Here is a 20,141-nt window from a genome sequence, read left to right as displayed (position 1 = left end):
ATCTTCCCATAAAACAGCAGCCTCGGCTGCTGTTTTATTTTGCAATAGCTAATGACTCTTTAAACGCAACCACTAGATTCCGTCCGTTTGCCTTCGCTTGATACAGAGCTTGATCCGCTTGGTTGTATAGCACATCGAAATTAAACTCTTGTTGCTGAATGTTTGCGACGGTATACCCAACCGAAACCGTTAATATTCCTCTTCCGTCGTTATTCTCATGAGTGATCGCTTCGTTTTCTATACTTGCTCGAATGGCTTCAGCTAACGCTTTGACTTGCGATTCAGTTTGGTTGGAAACAAGTAAAGCGAACTCTTCCCCTCCAATACGACAGAAGACCTCGTTGTTTTGCTCGGCTCTTTTTTTCAAGATGTTGCCAATACGCATCAGGGCAATATCGCCTTGCATATGACCATAACTGTTGTTGTAAAAGCCAAAGTGGTCGATATCGACCAAGATCAGCGCAAATCTCTGTTTGCCCACACTTTCATTGTCACAAATACTCTCCAGCACACCTTCCAGCATACGGCGATTGCCCAATCTAGTCAGCGGATCCATTTTCGACATCAACTCAAGCTGTTCATTAGCTTGTTGTAACTCTTTAGTGCGCGCTTTAACTTCAAGCTCAAGCGTTTCGTTTAATTGCTGCACGACCTCTTGCGCACGAGTACGCAGCAGCACTTCAGTTAAGTTTGAGGCAAACATTCGAATCACTTCGCGCAACTGATGGGTCAATGGAGAACGGCGAATTAAGTTGTCAGCCGCAATAAAGGCAATGGGTTCGCCACTACTGCTCGTCATCATGGTCATCGCAGTCCAGCCTAACCCAACAATATGGAAGTCATGGTAGATAGGCACTGACTCTTCAAATACCACTTCGTTCGGATTGTTGCGCGCGTTATCGACAATTGTGCGATCAAGAAGCTCCGAACGATAGTAAGACTCATCAACGACATTACCTTGAATATCGGTTCCCCACGTGCCCTGCATGTAAGAACAATTTTCATCGGTAAGAAATACGGCTAAACGATCAATTCCAATTCTATTGATACCGAACGTCACCGCCGATTTACACACGTCACGTACGGTCATGCAGCGCGATAACTCCACCATACTTGCGTGCAACATGCGAACATTTTGCTCTTGTCGTTTGCGAATATAGATCTGTGACAACAATGAACCAAACGATTCCAACATTTGTCGCTGATACGAAGTAATTGGCGCACGGTTAATAAAGTTGTCTAATGCAAGCCAACCAATCGGTTCTGCGCCTTCACGCAGGATAAGCATGCCGTTCCAACCCTGACCAATCACTGCGCCATCGTTATAAAGTGGCGCATCTTCGATCACGACAAGACTCACTTTGTCATCATACAGAGCGTTAATGTACGCTTCTTCCAACTGATGAAGGTCATATTGCGTGTGATGGACATCCGTGGTTACACCATTTTCATCAGTACCATAAGTACCGCTAAAACAGCGTTTCTTAATATCCAATAACATCAAACACGTGCGGTCTACACCTAGATTCTCACGCACAATCTCAACCGCCGAACGATGCAATTCATCCAATGTCTCTGGATTTGAGATATCCAACGCTACCTTTTGCACCAGCTTCATATCTTCAATGAATTGCTCACGCTGATGAATTACATCGAGGTATTTCGCTTCTTTGATATCGCGTTGACGGTATTCTCGTGTCGCTTCTAATTCCGCACGTAGGCATTGCCATCGAGAAGCAAGAATCTGCAAAAAGTCGATTGAATTATTCTCACTGGCAATCCTCAGTTTTTCTGCATCCGTGTTTTCAACAATTAAATAAGTACGAGCTTTGGAATAGTTATCCAAAACGAAAATATAGGTATTTAAATCACTGATTTCAGATTGTATGGTTCGACAACCCGCTAGCGTAAGTGGAATAACACCATCACAGGTATCAAACTGTGCAGCCCATGACCAGAATGCATCCGAGTAGTTTTCTAATGGCGTCGGGTTGTCACGGGTGTATAGGATTTGCGGGGTTCCAGACAAATCAAGTTCATTCACAATCGCAGCCGACTGAGGTTCAAGCAGCTGTTCAAGATGATCAAATGAGACTTCGCCAAAAATCGGTGACTTCTCGCGGACATAACGTCTTTAAGCAATGACCTAGGAAACATAGTGACCTTATTTTGTCTGAAATGATGTTATCAATTCGAAAGTATCACTCGCTGTGGCACATTCCCATGACGCAAAACAGACACTGTTAAGTCACTCGCAGATTGCCATACTGCTCTTTTTTATTCTTGAGACAAGTATACAAAACCTAAGCCAGTTGCGGCGTTGTTACATCGAGATTTGACCTTGCACAGGTGCGACAAAATAGACAAATCTACTATCGATAGATCTATTCAAAGCGCCGCCCAAACGCTATGATTTAACCATTAGAGACCAGTTTCGCTCTCAACAACCGGATTTATGACACTTGCTCACAAAGTAGTGCTGGTGTGTGATTAAACTGTAAGATAATTAGTAAAACCAAACCCATGAAAATTCTGCTTTTAATTCTGATTACGCTGTTATCGGCATCTGTCCATGCAGAAATTGATAAAGTCACGGTCGACAAATCGAAACGCCGTCTTTATATCATTGAAAATGATCAAGTCATTCATGAGTTTCGCATTGCACTAGGAAAACGCCCCATTGGTCACAAAGTCTATGAAGGTGATCAACGAACCCCAGAAGGTAGCTACAAATTAGAGCACGTGATGGAAGATTCCCAATTTTATCGCTCCATTCACATCAGCTACCCAAATCAAGACGATGTGCCAATGCAGTAAGGCTGAAAGTCAATCCCGGCGGGAACATCAAGATTCACGGGCAAAAAAATGGGGAAGTAAAACCAAGCCAGTTCGTACAAAGTTTCGACTGGACAGACGGCTGCATTGCGTTAAGTAATGAAGATATGGATCAGTTGTTGGCACTGGTGACCCCAGGCACACCAATTGAAATTCTGCCTTAACTCTCCAGATCTATCAGTCAAAGAAAAGCCGAGTATTCACTCGGCTTTTTTGTTTTCTGTCCCTCGTGGCGGTACGCTAAGCGATAATCTCCCAGCTATGAGTCATGGCAACGCCCTCGCCTAACATCAAACATACTGAGCAGTATTTTTGTAGTGACGCCGAGGTCACTTCTTCAACAACTTGCTCATCAATACCTTCGCCACTGATCTCAAAGTGAATGTTTACGTGGGTAAAAATTCTTGGTGCCGTTTCACGTCGTTCAGTTGTAAGCTTAGCAGTACAACCTTTTACCGCTTGTTTCGCCTCTTTCAAACCATCAACGACATCGACTGAACTACAACCACCAGCCGCCATTAATACCATCTCCATTGGGCTTGGTGCTGTCGAGCCACCATTGCCATCCATCACAATGGAATGGCCAGATTGAGACAAACCTAAAAATTTAAAATCTTCAATCCACTTTACTTCTGCTTGCATCTATTTTTCTCTATTTGGTTAATTTATTGCTGATCTAGGGGAAAAACGACACCTGTTTGGTGACGAATCTCAGTCAATAATTCGGCGACGATAAGCGAACGCTCCATCGCTTTCACACTCATTTCATTATTGGCAAATTGCTCAGAAAAATCGAGTGCTTCGTAATACATCGGATTATCATGTTGCTCGGTAGAAATGTCCTCAGCCTGCTCGCCTCGCATTTGCTTGATGAGGTTCTCTGCAACCGAAATGCGATGCATCTGAAGCGCCCCTGCTTCACCTTGAATCTCGCTAGGTAGGTAAGAATCACTGACTTTAGAATGCTGAATAGCCACTTCAAAGCCTGCGTATTCGAGTATGACACTGCCACTTCCATCCACCCCGGATTCGAGTATCTGCGCGCTAGCTTTTACATTTACGGGCTTGCCGAACAATGCAACGGCTGAAGCAATGCAGTAATAACCGATATCCATAATTGAACCATTAGCAAATTCAGGATTAAAGGTGTTCGGGTTTTCACCCGCCAGATATTTGGGGTAACGAGAGGAGTATTGGCAATAACTGATAAACGCTTTGGTTATGTTGCCAATGTTGTGTAACTCTTGTTGAAGTCGCTTGAAGTTAGGTAAATGCGTAGACATAAACGCTTCATACAAAATCACATTGTTTTGCTTAGCAACTTCAAACATTTGCTGTGCCAACGTCACGTTTGCCGCTAATGGTTTCTCACAAATAACATGCTTACCAGCTTGCATCATTTGTATTGCTTGCGGAGCATGTAAAGCATTCGGACTCGCGATATAAACCACATCAACGTCCTCACTGCTCCCTAGCAATTCGAGGTCGTTGAAACACTGCAAATTAGGGTTAACTGCCAGATACTTTTGTGCAAATTGCTGGGCTTTATCTAAAGAACGAGAGTATACGGCAGACAGTTGGTAGCGGCCGCTAGCAATCGCGGCCTCAATAAATTGGTCGGTGATCCAGTTGGAACCGATAATCGCAAGTTTAATCATAATTCTTAAACGGTAAAAACCACTCTTACGGCTAACAGAATAAGAATGATGCCAGAAAGACGGTCGATCAACTGTGCTTTGCTGCGAATTTTGTCAATTAATTTGGAACTCGAAAGCAAAATAGTCACTAAAGTGTACCATAAACCGTCGACGATAAATGGGGTCAGAACAATGATCGACTTGCTGGTAAAATCATTACCGATGGCAATGAATTGGCTAAATAGCGCGATAAAGAACAAAATGATTTTCGGGCTCAAAATGGAGATAAAAAAGCCTTCACGCCCAGACTGCCACAAAGTCGCTCTTTCACCAGATTGCAGTTTGGCAGCGACCCCACCTTTTGAACGTAATGCGTTGTAACCAAGATAAGCCAGATAGAGCGCACCAGCGTAGCTGATACCTTTAAATAACAGTGGAGATTGCTGTAAAACCACAGCAAGACCAATCAAGGTAATGAACGCATAAATGCCGATACCAAAGGCATGACACCAAGCGGTAACAATGCCATTGCTTCGCCCGCCCGCCAAACTATGTTTAGCGACAACCGCCAAACTAGGGCCTGGCGACATCGCCCCTAATAAACATACAGTAAATAAAGAAAACCAAACAGTTAGTGTCATTTTAAAATCAATAATGGTGGCTAGATAACGGTAAAATACAACCGAATGGCAATGAATTGAAATCAAACTTAATCATATATGTAATGATTTCAAATCATACACTCATCCACAGCGACGCGTCTAACCACTATTGAACCCCAATAGAACTTGGCGAAATACGCATAATTTGCAGTACTTGTTCGCGCATCCACTCATGCGCTTTGTCATGGTCATACTTGGGATGCCACATTAACCAGTATTGATGACTCGCAGTGTCAAACGGTAATGGTCGAAAAGTCAGCGAAGTATCCTTAGTTAAATTGTGTGCGATATGTTCAGGTACAACCGTTAACAAATCCGTCTCTTCAATCACTTTAACCGCCGTAGAGAAAAATGGTACTTTGACCGCCACTCGTCTCTGTAAACCCATTTGCTGTAGCGCAATATCTACATGGCTGTCTTTATCACCACCGCCCGTTACCTTTAGATGGGGAAACGCAACCAAATCCTCGCCTTGCCAATCTGATAACTTTGTTAACGGATGCTCGGAGCGCATCACACATACTGAATGATCTTGCCCCAACAAAATACTTGATAAATGGGCTGGCGGCTCCGGTAACATAGTCGATGCCAAGTCGATATTCATCGCTTGAATCTTTTGCAGATAATCTTGCTGCCATAACCGATAACTAAAATCGACTTGTGGTGCTTGTTGGTCGAGCAAAGTAATGATCTGTGGAACTACAAATTGCGCGACATAATCGCTAGATGCAAAAACAAATTCACGCTGCCAATTCTTCGGACTAAAAGGCGCGTCGTTAAATAGTTCATCCGCCTGCCCTAGAATTTGGTTCACGCGTTGCAGCAGCGTGAGTGCTCTTGGGGTCGCTATTAGCTGGTTGCCGCTCCTGACTAGCAAAGGATCATCACACAATTCGCGCAGCTGAGCCAATTGCCGACTCACAGCTGATTGGGTGAGATTCAGACGCGCTGCCGCGCGACTAACATGGCACTCCTCGAGTAACACTTGTAGTGAGCGAAGCAAATTAAGATTGATGTGATTGATCATAAGCCAATGAGAAAATTTGGTCATACCGATGAATTGTCAAACCATCATACCGGAACAAATTGACTGGGTAAGCAAACATAGTGACTAAATTTGCGTATCAAAACGACAAAATGATGCCCAAATCGCACTCTTTACTGGATGATATCTACCCACAACAGGAGTAAGCTTATTCACAACGATACTCAGCAACCTCGAAACAACAGCTACATCGACAACGCTTGATTATCTGCATCTTGAAATCGCTCAAGTACAAATTCGTGTTTAAGGATAAATACGTTACTTCGAGCAAAAGCCGTTACAAGGATGAAATAACAAACAATGGCGCAACTTAAACAAGAAATCACCCTGTTCTCAGGAGTCGCACAGCTTTCTACCACACTGTTAGGTACTGGATTATTTATGGTACCGGCCATCGCGGCGAGTATCGCCGGAGAGCTCTCGCTCTGGTCATGGGTCGTGCTGTTAATCGGCATCTGCCCTATCGCGTTGACGTTCGCCTCATTAGGCAAGCGTTATCCAAATGCGGGCGGTACCGCTTTTTTCGTGCGTAAAGCGTTTAATCAACGCTTAGAAAAAAGCATTGCTTGGTTATTTTTAAGTGTTATCCCTGTTGGTGTACCTGCCGCTGTCGCACTGGCTGGCGGTTTTTTGCGTCCGTTACTACCAGATGCTCTCAACCACTCTTTTATCGCACAGTCCATCACGGTTCTATTATTGGTGTTGGTCAATCTCTCGGGAGCAAAAACGTCTGGGCGAATTCAAAGCCTCATCGCTGTCAGTGTTTTTACTCTTGTCGCCGCATTTTGGTGGTATGGCGATATCACACCGAGCACGATTCAAATGCCAAGTGTGACCTCGGAGAATTGGGCATTGATTGGCAGTTCCCTTGCTGTAATGTTTTGGTGCTTTGTCGGCATTGAAGCATTTGCCCACATGGGTGAAGAATTCAAATCACCTGAACGCGACTTTCCAATTGCGATCATTATCGGCTGTTTGATTGCAGGTGCGACGTATTGGGCCTGTTCAGTCGTGATCGTAAAATTTCATGCTTATGGTTCAGCCCAGTTTGATTCAGGTTCCATTCCTTATTTGGCTCAATTGCTTTTTGGCTCCAGGCGACACTCGGTATCAGTGCACTTGGGTTTGCTGCATGTTTTGCGAGTATCAATCTCTATACCCAGAGCTTATCTCGCATGCTTTGGGCGCAAGCGCGTGAATACCGCCCTCAAAGCCGCATAGCCCATTTGTCTGCATCAGGTGTACCTGCAAATGCCACTTTATTGTCGGTTTAGTGTTACTGATTTCATGTTTTATCGGCGAATTTACGCAACTCAACTTAGAGTTCTTTTTAAAACTGGCGAATGGCGCGTTTCTGATGGTCTATTTTATGGCTATGCTGTCTGCCTGTAAGCTGCTAACCGGCGCAAGACGCATGCTCGCCTATATTTCGCTCGTGATGTGTATTCTAATGATGGCCTGTCTTGGTTGGTCTATGCTTTACGCTCTCGGGTTATTTGGGTTATTGGTCTACAAGATCAAACCTGTCAATCAACCCAATCCGAACATAGCCAAATAGACATATATTCAAACATCAGAGGGGATCATAATCCTCTCTGATCATTTCTCTTTTCCTAATACCCAACACAATTAATAACAAAACATTATTATTTTAAGTATGAATGATAATTTCACTGCATATTGCGCTCTACTTATACTTCACCTCAACGAAACGGCAAATAACCCTATTCTGAGGTAACAAATATGAAAATGAATCATGTCGGTATTATGGTCGGTGACATGGACACCGCAGTTAACTTTTACACTAAAGCTCTTGGCTTAAAAGTGGTTATGGGTAACACCAAAGTGATTGAAGAGCGTGAAACCGCTATCGGTAGAATGTGTATCGCCGTGTTTGGCGAAGGCTTTAAAGGCTTTAATATCGCGCACCTTGTGACAAGCGATGGTATTGGTGTTGAACTGTTTGAGATGAAAGAGCGTCAAGAACGCCATGAAGTTGATTTTTCTCGCATCGGTATTTTCCATTTCTGTCTGCAGACTGATGATTTCGATGCGACTATTCAACGCATAGAAGAGTTTGGCGGAAAAGCTCGTATGGACATTATGCGTTACCACCCAGAAGATGACAGTAAACCAGCACAAATGATCTACATGGAAGACCCATTCGGCAATCTATTTGAGCTGTACTCTCATACTTATGAAGAAACTTACGCTTCAGATTACGAGTAATAGTGTTTTAATTATCAGTAGCATTTCGAACATTTTTGCAAATTGCAATTGCAAATCGAAAATATGCGCTTAATTTCAGACCAAATTTATAGATGTTGTGCGCATTTATGCACATGTAAAAGATGGCACACATCCTGCTATGTATTTAGTGACCCTTATTAAGCCGAGGGTCACCTAGCCAACTGACGTTGTTTGTGAACCCGATTTGTTCACGCAAAATGCAGCCAATCACAACATTGTGATTGGCTTTTTTCTTTTTTGAACAATGAAAGGGAGCACTAAGCCAAAGCGGATACATATTGATTAACGAACTCCCGCTCTACAGAGTAAAACGGCGCTTCAGGTATCTCTTTTGTGCTTAGCCAATCAAAATGCAACTTCTGGTGCATATCGAACGAACCTGGTTCCACACTCTCATCCGCACGTAAAATGACAAAATAGGTACGACCGCCAATATCATTTTCTTTGGTATAGGTAGCGGTATGAGAAAGACCTGTGATCCCTGTCTCTTGAGCGAGTTCGCGAATCGCAGCGTCAGTCCCTGACTCATCGAAATTAACTCTCCCTCCGGGAAATTGAGCCATCATCCCCTTATCAGCGTGGTAGCACTTTTGGACCAATACTTTATCTTTCTTTACTACCACTGCCATTGCCAAATGTTTCACTTATATCTCCTTGGTGAATATTTACTGCACCAACCAAACCATTACGTACTGTTTTAATTGAAATAATGTTGGTTGACACTCAAATTATTTGCTTCCAAGAGATGGTAGAAAATTGCCACATAAAATACACGTGCACAACACACACTTTCTTAAAAGACAATCTTAAAATCGAATTTTTATATTTCAGGTAATAAAACCAATTAAACTTAATTATTCAATAAAATTAATGCAATATTTTCCATCAATTATTAAGTAAACATCAACCGCCAGACGATAACTTTTATACGACATTTCATTCTGTATTAATAACTATTAACACTTATCTGTCTCAATATAAAGACACCCCCTACCTTTACAAAAACATGACCTATCTCTAACATTGCGCAAACTTTAAATACGTTCGGATTGGACTCAATCAATCGTCGTAAACGCGGCTAAGACGTATGCTTATACAACGACTCTACAAGGAAGGTGAGGCTTTTTTATATGAAAGTAGCGGTGCTAGGAACGAATGATCGAGCTGCTTTAGTCGTCGTCAGACAACTCGCGCTAGAGGTCTCTATTGATGAGGTCGTCATCGTTAGGCATACAAAACAACGATCGTTAGCCTGTGTCTCAAAGTACACACACAAATCTGTCTATTTTAATTTTGACACACCTGATGTAAGTACACTGATCCACTTATTACAAGATGAAAAAATAGATCTCATCCTGCCAATCAATGACATTACATCCTTGTTTGTTATCCATCATTATTCATCTCTGAATGCAAACTTCACTTTAGCATCACCCACACCGAGTTCTTACTATCAAGCGATTGATAAATGGGCGATACAAGAGATGTGCGATGGAAAAACACTAAAATACCCAGTTAGCCAATTAATCGAGCAAGGATCACGATTAGAAAATCGCGACATCAGTGAAGAATACGTCTATCTCAAAACCAGGAACAGTGTTGTTTATCATGAAGAAAAATACAAAAATATGATGTACAAAAGTTAAGCCATCAAGAGCAACAACACTATATTGCTCAACACCTACATACAATCGATGTCATCTGCCAAAAGCGATTACATGGAAAAGGGATTGGCATTAATGTGTTAGCGTCGAAAGGTCGCGTGATTTCGCTCAATATCAATAAGAGAATACACCAACCCAAAAATGGCGGAGGCTCTTCGTACAGGCGAACGGCAAAAAAAATTCCACTCTCTTTATTGGAAATCGCAACACAGATTACCAACCGTCTTCATTGGTCTGGCGTCATGATGATTGAGCTCCTTGAAACCCAAGAAGGGTTTTATCTCATAGAAATCAACCCTAGATTTTGGGGATCGTTGGCATTAACGGAGTTCTCTGGTGCTAACTTTGTGAGAAATTTTTATCGGTTACAAGTTGGAAAAAAACTATTACCCAGCCGAGGAAAAGAGGTAACCGCACGACATTTAATCAATGATTTGAAGTGGCAAGTTCGCAACCCAAAGCCACGATCTTTGCTTACCTTTCTCCTTTCCCTCTTAGAGTGGCACTGCGATATGAGCAATACGATGTTGAACGAATCATGGATCCTAAACCCGCACTGTACCAAATAACATTGCTGACTAAACAAATGAAAGAAAAATATTTTCAACATTAACCATCAATTGGGCATGAATTATATTCAACCTAACTCTTGAATAATAACATCGGATTGAACATTACAATTAACTCCAAAGATAAAACTCAAATAATACCGTTTCGATAAAGCAACAAATGGTTTATTACCGTTCAAATCAGAAAATAAATATCAGATGCACAATCATTTATAACTTATAAAAGCAACAACCCAATTTTAGGTTTCGCATTAATTACTACAGCAAATACTGATTTTTAGGCCTGTAAACTTAGTAAGCCAAGAAAAATCATTGAGATACAAATAATGATTAACACAATAATATTATTCACAAAAAAACTCTTTTCTTTCACTGAATGGCGCATAGGATTAGTACCTGTTACCCAACTAAGCAATATCATCGAAACCCAAACTTGTGATGAATCATGGGTCAACTGGTTAAACATAGATAACCAACACTACCAAGCGGATCCTTTCTTGTGCCATATAAACGAAAGTTTAGTGCTCATGTATGAATCAATGTCTCATTGGCAGGAAAAGGGAAAAATCAAGTACGCGGATGTCACTTCGAACCCAATTCCGCTTGGGGAAGTCAAAGCGCCCCAATTCAACCACAAATCATTTCCCTATACGTTTTCCTCTAATGGCAAGCTGTATTGCATGCCTGAAGAGTCTGATATGCGTGAATTGAATCTATTTGAATACTCACCGAATAATGAAAAATTTGAATTCAGAAGAACGCTATTTTCAGACATGAGTTTAGTCGATTCTTTTATGTATCATTCCAATGGAATCTTCTACCTTTTTGTACCGATAAATCTAACGGTAGTTTTGTTCAACGCTTATTTGTCTCTCATAGCCTTGATGACCGTTTTAAAGAGCATCCAAACTCGCCAATCGCATCAGGAAAATCAAAAGGTAGAAATGCGGGAGGACTGATTCATTGTGGTGATAAAACATTTAGGTTATCGCAAGAGTGTCGCAACTTTTATGGCGAAGGTATTAATTTCAATTTGGTGAAAAATTTAGATCACGAGAATTACTCGGAAGAATTCTCGTTTCGACTAAAATTTGTCAATTCAACGAAGTTTGGCTATCACACTTTTAACGTCTATAAGGAATGGATTGTCATTGATGGAAAGGTTCTGCGCTATTCATTACTTGCACCATTGATGAAATTCAATGCTCGAATAATTAAGAAATTAGCGTTCAAGTTAACCCAATGACCTAAAATCGTTTTCTTTGCTTGCACCTACACACTTTGCTTTGATTTGGACTACTACTTAGGTTTAAATGAATAACCGAACTCAACGTAAAGGAAACTACGTGAAAACAATTGGCTTGCTTGGTGGTATGAGCTGGGAATCCACGCTCAGTTATTACAAATCGATTAACGAGGGCGTTAAGCAAACCCTTGGTGGCTTAAACTCAGCCAAAATCAGCATGTACAGTGTCAACTTTGCTGAAATCGAAAAACTGCAACATGAAGGTAAATGGGATGAAACAGCGGCAATTCTATCGGATGCTGCGGTGTCTGTCGAAAAAGCAGGCGCTGATTTCCTTCTAATTTGCACCAATACCATGCATAAAGTCGCGCCACAGATCGAAGCGAATATCTCAATTCCAATCTTGCATATTGCCGATGCGACTGCGCACAAACTTCTTGAGAGCGGTGTACGTAAAGTTGGCCTTCTAGGCACCAACTTCACCATGGAGCAAGATTTCTATAAAGGACGCTTGAGCGACAAATTTGGTATTGACGTCGTCGTCCCAGAACAAGCCGACCGTTTAAACGTGCACGAGATCATCTATCAAGAGCTCTGCCGTGGTGAGATTAAAGACGAGTCGCGCAAAGTGTACCTAGATATCATCGAAAAACTTCATCAACAGGGTGCACAAGCAGTAATTCTAGGTTGTACCGAAATTGCATTGTTGGTCAAACAGAGCCATACCGATGTACCGTTATTCGATACGACAGCGATTCATGCGGAAGCCGCCGTTAAATTGGCGATCGGTAGTTAACCGCTTTCAAACATGAACAAGGCGCATAATTGCGCCTTGTCTTCTTGTTCTATCCGTCAATAAAGCAAGAACATGCCTTCGTAACCACCCAGTTCGACGCGACTTACATAATCCCCTACCGTACCCTGAGCATCAACAGGCCGCATCGGGACGTCAAGCTCAACGGTTATCTTATCCGACGTATAAAAGGATTGATTCCTACCATGAAAATCTGTTCGGTAGAGCACTTTCCCTTTGGTAAATTCCCGCGCAAGCACCATATCTTCAGGACCTTGCGGAACAACTTCGTTTGCGCTTTGATAGATAAAGTACGTATACGTTGGCAATAACTCAATCATGCCACTTGGTAAGTCAGGATGAGCGGCTTGATTCATGGTTGAATCCCCTACAATCGTATAGTCAGCAGGGTAAGGAGTCGCCGTTGATAACATTAGCGGTATCGCTTCAAATTCAGCCGGGAGTGTATTGGCCGGCTCTCCCAAATCGATGGCTAATAATTTCGTTGGCTGATAGGCAATATTTTTGGCAATCCCTGCCCGCCAGAAGTTCACTGCATCAGTATTGTTGCTTCCGTAAACATAACCGTTATTCCATTGATTAAAGAAGCTTTTATCTGTGTGATGATTTAAGTAGTAAATGGCAAGCGCTGAGTATTGATCCTGCTGCCAATGTTGCTCAGTATTACCCAAATACTGCACTCGCCCATAGCGAGTCGTTGCTTGAAAAATTGTGCTTTGCCCCGACGCGGCTAGCACAGAATTGTCCCAAAATTTACTGATCCCTGCATAGCCACTAAAGCCTGTTGATGGAAAAAGATAGTGCTCACGTAGATAGAGATTCGCCGCGCCCGTAAGATATGACTGTCCATTGCGACCATATAAGTTAGCCGTGCCGATATTGGCTCCGATCAACGTATCTGGATTAAAGGCCGCTAACCCACGCAAAAAAGTAGCAAAATCCGTTTTATAACGTTCATCTGCAATCTCACTACCTGCAATCATGCCCAACTCAGCTACCATACCACTGACCCTGTGTCATCGTTATACGCGCCATTCACGCCCTGCTCTTGCCAAACAGCGGCATAGTACGCACGCATGGCCTCAATATAATCGGGATTAGCAAGATGTGTTAACGCCCACGAGGAGTTTTGATTCCACATCCGGCCAAACGGAATAACGCGAGACTCCCAACGAAAACGTGCGGTGGCGTTTTTATTCGATCGGTTTTTATATTCATTCCAATCAAGATAATTATCCTGGTTAGTATCTGCAGAGAGATCAAAGCCCCGGATTTTTCTCCAACGCTGAATACTGCGGCCATCGGAAGTAGCGATTGGAGCATCAGACAATTTTACTACCGGGAAGCTATTTTTAAGCTTAACTTCTTTGATTTTTGGACGAGTGGCAACACTGTCTGCATCCCACCGAACTCGAACAACATAGAGTTGACCACCATCTCGCAGGTAGGTTGAACCAAAATACTGACCGCCGCCATAGCTTGCACCGCTGCCATCATGAGTGGTTGCCCGAACCCAATCACTTGGCATTTGCCAAATCACGTTCTGGCTTTTTGTCATGTTTAAGGTTTTGTCTTTTTTGATGTCAAATGGGCTCCATTGGGTAACTTGCCCATACGCATCAACTTGTGATGGGTATTCAATCACAAAGCTGCCACCTTGTGCAGTTTGAGAAAACTTGAACACCAAGCGATCGAATTGCTCGGCGTGATACACGTACAAAGCACCACCCTGCTTCGCATGCTCAAAGACATCAACATCCCAAGGCGGTTGCTGATATAGCCAAAAGCCAGCATGTTCGTGATTCACTGTGTAGCCAACAATCATTGGTTTGCGGTTAAGCAGGGTGTTTTCACCATGAGTTTGGTCTACCTCTGCTACCACTGTGTCTTCAGCAAAATGAAGGAAAAAATCTTCATAATTGAGCCCCTTTTCTTCTGCATCACTGCGAATATGGTGTTCTAACCAACTACTGTTCATTTCCAATTTTTGGTTATACATATACCCGACATTTCTCGCTCGGTGATTGTCGGCAGCAGAATCATAGGCTCCAAAAATAATGTCGCTATTCGCTATTTCCCAGTCCAAAACTTGCTGAGATGAGAGCGGATTTCCATCCAAATCTTCTCCCTGCTGATGCAATCCAGGCAACACCATTGCTTTTCCTGCACCGAAGACAGAGTAAGAGAGAGAAGTGATGATCGCTAACAGCATTAGCTGGCATAACTTGGTTATTGTGCCTATCTGTTTCACTATTCTCTCCTTTCAAAATGAGACTCAAATCACAAATCATATTGCAAAAAACAGTATCGAACATGAGACCGCGTTCTTCAAGTTAATTGGAATATTCTCATTTTGAGAAAAATGTCGAGGGAAATAATGTCGATTAATCAAAGTGTTAAAAACCGTTATTTTGATTAACTTTAAGGTGCTAGCAAATTCTGTCAACGATGCTTAATTACAAAATGAATAGCAAAAAAAAACCGTAAGCCCACCCTAAGTTCACTAGGCTTAACTTACGTGTCGATAGTCGAGCTGACTTGGGGGGAACATCGCGTGTTAAATACAAAGAAGGCTGAATTATTATTCGGTTTACTATTATGGTGCGCAAGCCCCATTGGTACGGCGCAAGATGTTGCCGATAACATTGCGCCAGAACTGACCAGTAAAGTCAGTGCCAAAAAGAGTGTAGAAGCAAGTGAATTTATGGTCTCAGCGGCTCATCCTCTCGCAGTAAAAGCTGGTTACCGCGTGCTAAAGCAAGGCGGCTCCGCTGCGGATGCACTTGTCGCGGTGCAAACTGTATTGGGATTAGTTGAACCACAATCATCCGGTCTTGGTGGCGGCGCATTCTTAGTCTATTACCATGCACCAACGAACTCACTGACCACTTTTGACGGTCGCGAAACTGCGCCTCTAGCCGTTAGGCCCGAATTGTTCCTCGATAAAAAAGGCAAACCACTCAGCTTTTATGACGCCGTCGTTGGCGGGCGTTCAGTAGGAACCCCTGGAACGGTTAAGCTTCTCGCTACATTCCACCAGCGTTACGGCAACCAATCGTGGTCCTCACTATTTGATCCAGCGATTGAACTCGCCATCCACGGCTTCCCTGTCTCTGAGCGCTTGGCCAGTTCTATTCTGCGCGATAAACAACACCTCGCTCGCTATCCTGAAACGAAAGCGTATTTCTTTGAGGGTGAAAAACCATTAAACGAAGCAAAAATACTGCACAACCCAGATTATGCTGAGACCCTTAATTTATTGGCAACAAAAGGAGAAAAGGCATTCTATCACGGCAAAATAGCCCGAGACATCGTCACTAAAGTCAGCTCTGTTACCGACAACCCGGGCTATCTCGCATTGGAAGATTTTGCCACGTATAAAGTCATTGAGCGTAAACCCATATGTGCAAATTATCGAGGCTACGACGTGTGCGGAATGGGCCCTCCTAGTTCAGGAGCAATAACGCTTGGACAAATCCTCGGTATGGTGAGCCATTTCGATCTACAAAAATTAGGAGCGAATAACCCTATCGCATGGCAAATCATCGGTGACGCATCACGCCTTGCCTTTGCAGATCGAGGTCGATATATCGCCGATACGGATTTTGTCCCCATGCCCAAAGGGCTGTTAGATGCTAGTTATCTCGAAAAACGGGCCCAACTCATCACCCAAGGAACTGCCCTTGCACATGTTTCCCCGGGAGAACCGCGTTGGGATGACCCCATCGCCTATGCCGATGATCAATCCATAGAGTTACCTAGTACGACTCACATCGTGATTGTAGATAAGCAAGGGAGCATCGTCTCAATGACCAGCACTATCGAAAATGGCTTTGGCTCTAGAGTAATGAGTAACGGCTTTTTGCTTAATAATGAACTGACTGATTTTTCATTTGCGACCCACAAAAACGGTTATCCGATCGCGAATCACGTTGAACCGGGAAAGCGACCTCGATCTTCCATGACACCAACCATTGTACTGAAAAATGGTCAGCCTTATATGGCGATTGGCTCACCTGGCGGTTCTCGCATTATCGGCTATGTTGCTCAGACGCTGATTGCTCATTTTGAATGGGGAATGAGTATTCAAGAGGCCATTGATATGCCGCGTATGCTCAATCGCTTTGGCACTTACGATATTGAACAAAATACATCAGCAGTAAAATTTAAGCGCCCACTTGAGAAAATGGGTTACACGGTTGAACTAAAAAATCTTAATTCAGGCTTACAGGGAGTCGTATTTTCGAACGATAAGTTAATCGGTGGTGCTGATCCAAGAAGAGAGGGAATCAGTGCAGGTGATTAAACAGGTTAACAAATCACAATCATGATTTTGTCTACGGGAGTAAGTCACATAATTACGTTTTGTAACGGGTTTTAATAAAATATTTAACCAGTATATTTTCAGATATGTGACTCTACCGAGATACATTACTCCATAACAAAAAACAAAATAAAATATTTTGTTCCCTTATTGAGTAAGGGTAAAAAGTCGGTCATTAACTTTAGTACCAACTTAAACTGCCTGATATATAAGCGAATGGATCACATTGATAGAATCCAAACACAACATCCCACATGGTAGTATTTTTGTTTACAGGAGTTCCCGATGAAAGAAGCGGTACTTAAAGACGCTTTTTTGGCCCGTGTTGCCAGCAATAACCCAAATCAACCAGAGTTTCTTCAAGCCGTTACTGAAGTAATCAGCTCTATTTGGCCTTTCGTTGAAAAAAATCCAAAGTATATCGAAGCAGGTATTCTTGAACGCTTGGTCGAGCCAGAGCGTTTGATTCAGTTTCGTGTTAGTTGGGTTGATGACCAAGGAAAAGTGAACGTTAACCGTGCTTTCCGTGTTCAACACAACTCAGCAATTGGCCCTTATAAAGGCGGCATGCGTTTCCACCCTTCTGTGAACTCATCTGTCCTTAAATTCCTAGCCTTTGAGCAAACATTCAAAAACGCACTGACTACCCTACCTATGGGCGGCGGTAAAGGTGGTAGTGACTTTGATCCTAAAGGAAAGAGTGACAATGAAATCATGCGTTTCTGCCAAGCTCTGATGCTAGAACTTCACCGTCACCTAGGCGCTGACACTGACGTACCTGCAGGCGATATCGGCGTTGGTGCGCGTGAAGTTGGCTTTATGACCGGCATGATGAAGAAACTATCAAATAGCGCTGAGTGTGTATTCACTGGTAAAGGTCTCTCTTTTGGCGGTAGCTTGATTCGCCCTGAAGCGACTGGCTATGGTCTGCTTTACTTTGTTGAAGCCATGCTTAAAGAGAAAGGACAAACGCTAGCAGGTAAGCGAGTGGGTGTTTCTGGCTCTGGTAACGTAGCACAATATGCAATTGAAAAAGCAATCCAAATGGGCGGCCGAGTGGTTACTGCCTCTGACTCAGATGGTACTGTTTACGATCCAGAAGGCTTCACACCAGAAAAATTGGCTCGCCTAATGGAAATCAAGAACGTAAAACGTGGCCGTGTCGCAGATTACGCTCATGAAATGGGCTTAACGTACAGCGAAGGCAAACCTTGGCAGTACGAAATGGATGTCGCGCTACCATGTGCAACGCAAAACGAACTTGATGGCCACGATGCAGAAGTACTAGCAGGTAATGGCGTTCAGTTGGTTGCTGAAGGCGCAAACATGCCAAGTACTGCTGAAGCGGTAGCGGTATTTAACAACGTGGGCGTGGTTTATGCACCAGGCAAAGCCTCTAACGCTGGCGGTGTTGCGACATCAGGCCTAGAGATGAGCCAAAACGCACTACGCTTGGGTTGGAGCCGCGAAGAAGTTGACCAACGCCTACAAGACATTATGCGCCGTATTCATGACACGTGTGTTGAATACGGTCGTGACGAGTCTGGCAAAGTAAACTACGAACTCGGCGCAAACATTGCTGGTTTCGTTAAAGTTGCTGATGCGATGCTTGCTCAAGGCGTATGTTAATCACACATCGCCTTGATTAAACAAGACGGTATTGAATCGGAAACCCTAAAGGTTTCCGATTCTTTTATTCAAATCGTTACTGCTAAGCGCCTGATAAGGGCGCAGACCAAACGTTGGCATTATGGCGTAGATATGATCAAATAAGTCTGCTTGAATACCTTCGTAAATTGCCCAGTCTACATTATTACTAAACGCGTAAACCTGCAGAGGAATCCCCTCTTCCGTTGGCTGTAATTGACGCACCATGATTAACATGTATTGATGAATATCTTTGCTGCTACGCAGGTACGCATTGAGGTAGGCGCGGAATAACCCAAGGTTAGTCATCTGTCGAGTATTACCTATCCCACCATCATCTTGATCAAGATCTTGGTTATATTCACTGATCTCTTGCGATTTTTCATAAATATACTGACGCAGAATTCGAATACGCTTCAGCGCTTCAATTTCCTCATCTTGCATAAAACGAATCGATGTTACGTCGATATTCACTGAACGCTCTATGCGTCTGCCGCCTGAATCAGACATCCCCTGCCAATTGATAAAGGCATTTTGTACCAATGCATACGCTGGCAGCATACTTATTGTGTTATCAAAGTTACGTACTTTTACCGTGGTTAATGATATTTCTTCCACCGTTCCGTTTGCACCATAAGCATCCATTTGAATCCAATCATTGAGGCTAATCATTTGGTTAGCAGACAACTGAATACCGGCAACAAAACCCAAAATAGTGTCTTTAAACACCAACATCACAAAGCCCGTAGCAACCCCTAACCCTGAAAGAAAAATAACCGGTGATTCATTGGAGAGGATCGAAACAAAAATGATTAAACCAACAAAAAAGGTAAAGAGCTTAATAAGCTGAACAAAGCTTTTGATCGGCATTTTACGAGTAATGCCTTTGAAAGTAGCAATATCATTGAGTGCATCGAGCAATGCAAAGATCACCCATACGATCATTAATAAAATCGACACACTCAGCAAGCGATCCAAAATCGTTGCTAAGAGCGTGTAGTGACCCACTGAGATTGGAATCAGTACATCCAGAATCATAATCGGCACGAGCAGCGATATTTTTCCGAGTAAATCGTACTTTTTAAGACTGTCTGAGAGTGGTTTATTCGTTTTGCGTAAAACGTTCTTCACCGAGCGCACAATCACGTGATGGACAATCAAGTAACTAATCGTGGCGGTAATCAATGCTGCTAACACAAAGACACTGGTGAGTTCGACCCCATAAGGATCACTATTAATGCCAACGCTAGCTAACTGATGAGAGATGTAATTTCGAATATGGTGTTCAAGCACTGCGTATTCCTTTGCGAATGATTATATCGATAAGCTTGTTCGCTTATCCCACTCAATACTTTATAAAGTGTAGCCTCGATAGTCAGTTACACTGCAATAATCCAAGTTAAACGACAACTCTGCGTATACGCTTCAACAGGATATGCTTGCGGCTA

Annotated in this window: 13 protein-coding genes and 4 pseudogenes; 9 read left to right on the top strand and 8 right to left on the bottom strand. The window is 42.9% G+C overall.

What is annotated here, in order from left to right; genetic code table 11:
- Positions 1-34 precede the first annotated feature (34 nt).
- Positions 35-2,157 (bottom strand): annotated as a pseudogene (locus tag Vt282_RS15725) (GGDEF domain-containing protein).
- A gap of 366 nt (positions 2,158-2,523) precedes the next feature.
- On the opposite strand from Vt282_RS15725, the pseudogene Vt282_RS15720 reads away from it, so the two are divergent.
- Positions 2,524-2,999 (top strand): annotated as a pseudogene (locus tag Vt282_RS15720) (L,D-transpeptidase family protein).
- A 76-nt stretch (positions 3,000-3,075) separates the two neighbouring features.
- Here Vt282_RS15720 and Vt282_RS15715 read toward each other — a convergent pair.
- The 4 genes from Vt282_RS15715 to Vt282_RS15700 all read right to left on the bottom strand — a co-directional run bounded on the left by Vt282_RS15715 (position 3,076) and on the right by Vt282_RS15700 (position 6,161).
- Positions 3,076-3,477, bottom strand: coding sequence for an OsmC family protein (locus Vt282_RS15715; protein WP_162063993.1), 402 nt, complete (start codon positions 3,475-3,477; stop codon positions 3,076-3,078).
- A gap of 23 nt (positions 3,478-3,500) precedes the next feature.
- On the bottom strand, positions 3,501-4,493 hold the full coding sequence (locus Vt282_RS15710) for a Gfo/Idh/MocA family protein (RefSeq protein ID WP_162063992.1): 993 nt from the start codon (positions 4,491-4,493) through the stop codon (positions 3,501-3,503).
- Positions 4,494-4,498: 5 nt separating this feature from the next.
- Positions 4,499-5,113 carry a LysE family translocator gene (locus Vt282_RS15705; protein WP_162063991.1) on the bottom strand — a complete coding sequence of 205 codons (615 nt, stop codon included), beginning with the start codon at positions 5,111-5,113 and terminating at the stop codon, positions 4,499-4,501.
- Between the two features lie 127 nt (positions 5,114-5,240).
- Positions 5,241-6,161: a LysR family transcriptional regulator gene (locus Vt282_RS15700; protein ID WP_162064537.1), complete on the bottom strand. Its 921-nt coding sequence runs from the start codon at positions 6,159-6,161 to the stop codon at positions 5,241-5,243.
- Positions 6,162-6,479: 318 nt separating this feature from the next.
- Here Vt282_RS15700 and yjeH point away from each other — a divergent pair.
- Both yjeH and Vt282_RS15690 read left to right on the top strand, forming a co-directional pair.
- A pseudogene (gene yjeH / locus Vt282_RS15695) lies at positions 6,480-7,737 on the top strand (L-methionine/branched-chain amino acid transporter).
- Between the two features lie 185 nt (positions 7,738-7,922).
- Positions 7,923-8,408, top strand: a complete 486-nt coding sequence (locus Vt282_RS15690) for a VOC family protein (protein WP_162047983.1) — start codon at positions 7,923-7,925, stop codon at positions 8,406-8,408.
- Between the two features lie 278 nt (positions 8,409-8,686).
- Here the strand turns inward: Vt282_RS15690 and Vt282_RS15685 are convergent, their stop codons facing one another.
- On the bottom strand, positions 8,687-9,073 hold the full coding sequence (locus Vt282_RS15685) for an NUDIX hydrolase (RefSeq protein ID WP_162063990.1): 387 nt from the start codon (positions 9,071-9,073) through the stop codon (positions 8,687-8,689).
- Positions 9,074-9,559: 486 nt separating this feature from the next.
- Here Vt282_RS15685 and Vt282_RS15680 point away from each other — a divergent pair, with 486 nt between their 5' ends.
- The 4 genes from Vt282_RS15680 (at position 9,560) to Vt282_RS15665 (ending at position 12,704) form a co-directional block, all read left to right on the top strand.
- Entirely contained in the window at positions 9,560-10,075 is a 516-nt protein-coding gene (locus tag Vt282_RS15680) for a hypothetical protein (protein WP_162063989.1), read from the top strand.
- The gene (locus tag Vt282_RS15675) at positions 10,048-10,662 is read left to right on the top strand and encodes an ATP-grasp domain-containing protein (RefSeq protein ID WP_162064536.1); all 615 of its coding nucleotides are present in this window, start codon (positions 10,048-10,050) and stop codon (positions 10,660-10,662) included. Before Vt282_RS15680 ends, Vt282_RS15675 begins: the two co-directional genes overlap by 28 nt.
- Positions 10,663-10,988: 326 nt before the next feature.
- On the top strand, positions 10,989-11,621 hold the full coding sequence (locus Vt282_RS15670) for a glucosamine inositolphosphorylceramide transferase family protein (protein ID WP_162063988.1): 633 nt from the start codon (positions 10,989-10,991) through the stop codon (positions 11,619-11,621).
- Positions 11,622-12,008: 387 nt separating this feature from the next.
- Complete coding sequence (locus Vt282_RS15665) at positions 12,009-12,704, top strand: aspartate/glutamate racemase family protein (protein WP_162063987.1); 696 nt, start codon at positions 12,009-12,011, stop codon at positions 12,702-12,704.
- A gap of 56 nt (positions 12,705-12,760) precedes the next feature.
- Here Vt282_RS15665 and Vt282_RS15660 read toward each other — a convergent pair.
- Positions 12,761-14,934 (bottom strand): annotated as a pseudogene (locus Vt282_RS15660) (hypothetical protein).
- Between the two features lie 321 nt (positions 14,935-15,255).
- Here Vt282_RS15660 and ggt point away from each other — a divergent pair.
- Positions 15,256-17,028, top strand: a complete 1,773-nt coding sequence (ggt, locus tag Vt282_RS15655) for a gamma-glutamyltransferase (protein ID WP_415663467.1) — start codon at positions 15,256-15,258, stop codon at positions 17,026-17,028.
- A gap of 303 nt (positions 17,029-17,331) precedes the next feature.
- On the top strand, positions 17,332-18,675 hold the full coding sequence (gdhA, locus tag Vt282_RS15650; protein ID WP_162063986.1) for an NADP-specific glutamate dehydrogenase: 1,344 nt from the start codon (positions 17,332-17,334) through the stop codon (positions 18,673-18,675).
- 45 nt (positions 18,676-18,720) lie between these two features.
- Here gdhA and Vt282_RS15645 read toward each other — a convergent pair whose 3' ends face one another.
- Positions 18,721-19,986, bottom strand: a complete 1,266-nt coding sequence (locus Vt282_RS15645; protein ID WP_162063985.1) for a mechanosensitive ion channel family protein — start codon at positions 19,984-19,986, stop codon at positions 18,721-18,723.
- Positions 19,987-20,141 lie beyond the last annotated feature (155 nt).

The organism is Vibrio taketomensis, assembly GCF_009938165.1.
Taxonomy (GTDB): Bacteria; Pseudomonadota; Gammaproteobacteria; order Enterobacterales; family Vibrionaceae; genus Vibrio; species Vibrio taketomensis.
The sequence above is the reverse complement of the archived record's forward strand: the minus strand, read 5'-3'. Positions and strand labels throughout refer to the sequence as shown.